Below are 2,617 nucleotides of genomic sequence, written 5' to 3' on the forward strand. Positions count from 1 at the left end.
TATGAAGTTGCTGAATAAGGGGCAACGTCAGGGATGCAACCGCATCACGCGTGAGGGTCGGCAATCCTTGCTGTTGGCGTAACCCCTGCAGTGCGGCTTCCGCGTTATCGCTGCTATCGCACTGCTCGCGCAGTGTGGCTTGCCAGGCCGCTAAGGTTTGCGGCGTGATGGCGTCTAACTCTGTCACGATCTCACGTAAAAAGCGTTTGCAGTGTCCAAGCAGCGTTTGCCATGGAATCTGTGGCGACTGGAGTGCCAGCATGAGCCCATCGACATCCGCCACGCGCTGGTAGCGTGCCGACACCACATAGCCAATTGGCTGATCGACCCGTAATCGCTGGAAAAAGCGCGGCTCCAGCAACAACGACAGCGCGCGCAATGCGGCTAATTGCCGGTCATCAGCCAGCGGCAGCGGAATAAACAGCAGCAGCGCCTGATCGGCCCCGGTACAAGCAATTGGCTTAATGCCCCGCTGCAAGCGCGGCGGCTGTGCACCGCTTACTAAATCAGGCGTGAAGTCGCTGAGCAGATGCGATACTCGCTGATGCAATGACGTGTGCTTACCGCACCATGCTGCCAGCCATCGAGTGTCACCGGCCGGGGCAATCAATTGAGCGGGCATGGCGGCAAGAAGCTGCCGAATCACAATCGTTTGGGCATGCGGCAGCGGTTTTGGCTGGGGCGTCAGGTTCAATGCCTCAAGGGCATGATGCACAGCCAGCAAAGCGTGTGACTCACAAGCAGGCAGATTCAGCACCAACTGCCAGACCCCCTGCTTCTGCTGCCAACTGCCACTTCCTCCAGCATGCCGCAACGCCGCCAGCACTGGACGCAGCCGGGTTTGTCGTGCCTGCGCTTCGGCATCACTCATCGTGTGATAAAAAGCGGGTCGCAACAGCAAGGTTTCAACCTGTTGCCGGGGCGCAAAACGCGGCAACGGCATCGTTATCGGTGATAACGGTGGCAATACGGCCGGTTGCATAGTGGGATAGAAAAAGAATGCTGGCGTTGAGAATGTGCTGCGGCTTTGCGGCAGCCCTTTTTTGCGCAGCAGCGTGAAACCTTGCGTCTGGACGCTTTCCGGCGAGTCCAGTTGCTGCTGAGTGAGCAGGCGTGAGCAAGGCACCTGCGCCAATGCGGCGGTAAAAGTACTGAAACCCTGCGGCACATAATCGGCAGGCGCAAAACCCAGCGCCCGGCCACGCAACTGCTCCAGTGGCGATAAACAGGCAAAATCGTGCCGCGCCAGCTGCGCATAATGCTGCTGTTGCTCTGAAGAGCAAAGTTTGATGGCGTCTAAATGCTGCCAGAAGCCGTGTTCAATGTGATGAGCCTGCTCCGCACTGATTTTAGGCCCGCTGAAGCGCAGTGCCAGCCAACCGTGCTGCGCATCCTGCCACAGCCATTGTCCCTGCAGCGTATCGCATAATTCAGCTTCTCTGAGCGCGCTCAGCAGGCTGCCTGGCGCCTCATCTTGCCAGAACACGCTGAGCAAGGTGACATTGTCACGTAAAGTGCGTTCATCACCGGATAACATCAACGTCAGCCAGAAGCTTTCATCACCCGCCAGCTGCAACATCACGTCGCCTGGAGGCTGTGTGAGTGTGAGATTTGAAGGTAAGATTTTTGCCGAGCTGATCGAAGAGAATTGCAGCGCCAGTTCCGCCAGCTCATCCAGCGATTGCGGGCCCTGCAACCACAACTCCATGGCATTCGCGTGATAAAAGCGCTGATGGAAGTCGCGCAACGCAATCTGCAATGAAGTGACATTGTCACCAAAAGCCTGCTGATTGCCGACGCGAAAACGTTGAAATGCCCCGCCCAACCTATCCACCAGCGCCGTTTCGCAAAGCGTGTCGGCATGCTGTTGCAGAAGTTGACATTCCGCATCAATCACCGCCACTTCCTGCTCAATAGCCTGCTGACTCAACAGTGGTGCGGCGATCATATCGCTCAACCGCTGCACACCCTCAGACAGGTTCGCCGCGGGAAGCTGGAAAAAAAAGGCGCTGTAGCTGAGTTGCGTGGTGGCGTTGACCTGCCCGCCGCGCTGTTGCACCCACGGCATCAGGCGTTCAACGTCTTTAAAACGCTCGCTGCCGCAGAACAACAGGTGCTCCAGCAAGTGCGCCAGCCCCGGCCAGCGGTCGGGTTCATCCAGACTGCCCGCACGCACGCGAATCAACGCGGCAGCATCACGCGCATCAGCCTGATGATGCAGGTGGCAACGCAGGCCATTGGCTAACACCAGCTGGCGAGAGGTCATCAGGTGACTCGCTGCTTGAAGATCAGTTCAGAGTTGGAGCGATTGCGGAACTGAAGCTGGGCGATTTTGATGTCACTGCAGGTAGCTTCGCGGCGCGCTTCCAGAATCTTGCCGTGATGCGGTGACTTACTGCATACCGGATCGGCGTTATCCGCATTCCCGGTCAGCATATAGGCCTGGCAACGGCAACCACCGAAGTCTTTCTCTTTCTCATCACAGGAGCGGCACGGCTCCGGCATCCAGTCATAGCCGCGATAACGGTTAAACCCAAACGAGTTGTACCAGATGTCTTCCAGACTGTGCTCAAGCACTGATGGGAACTCAACCGGTAACTGACGTGCGCTGTGGCAA

1 protein-coding gene and 1 pseudogene are annotated in these 2,617 nt (G+C 57.6%); both read right to left on the reverse strand.

Annotated features, from left to right (window positions below; translation table 11 throughout):
* On the reverse strand, nt 1-2,266 hold a 2,266-nt coding region (pqqF, locus tag FT726_RS26705; protein WP_346303787.1), incomplete at its 3' end, for a pyrroloquinoline quinone biosynthesis protein PqqF.
* Nucleotides 2,266-2,617: pseudogene (locus tag FT726_RS26710) on the reverse strand (pyrroloquinoline quinone biosynthesis protein PqqE); the annotation flags it as partial. The gene pqqF and the pseudogene FT726_RS26710, both read right to left, overlap by 1 nt.

Origin of the sequence: Pantoea sp. Morm (assembly GCF_016643525.1) — a bacterium.
In the GTDB taxonomy this organism is placed as follows: Bacteria; Pseudomonadota; Gammaproteobacteria; order Enterobacterales; family Enterobacteriaceae; genus Pantoea; species Pantoea dispersa.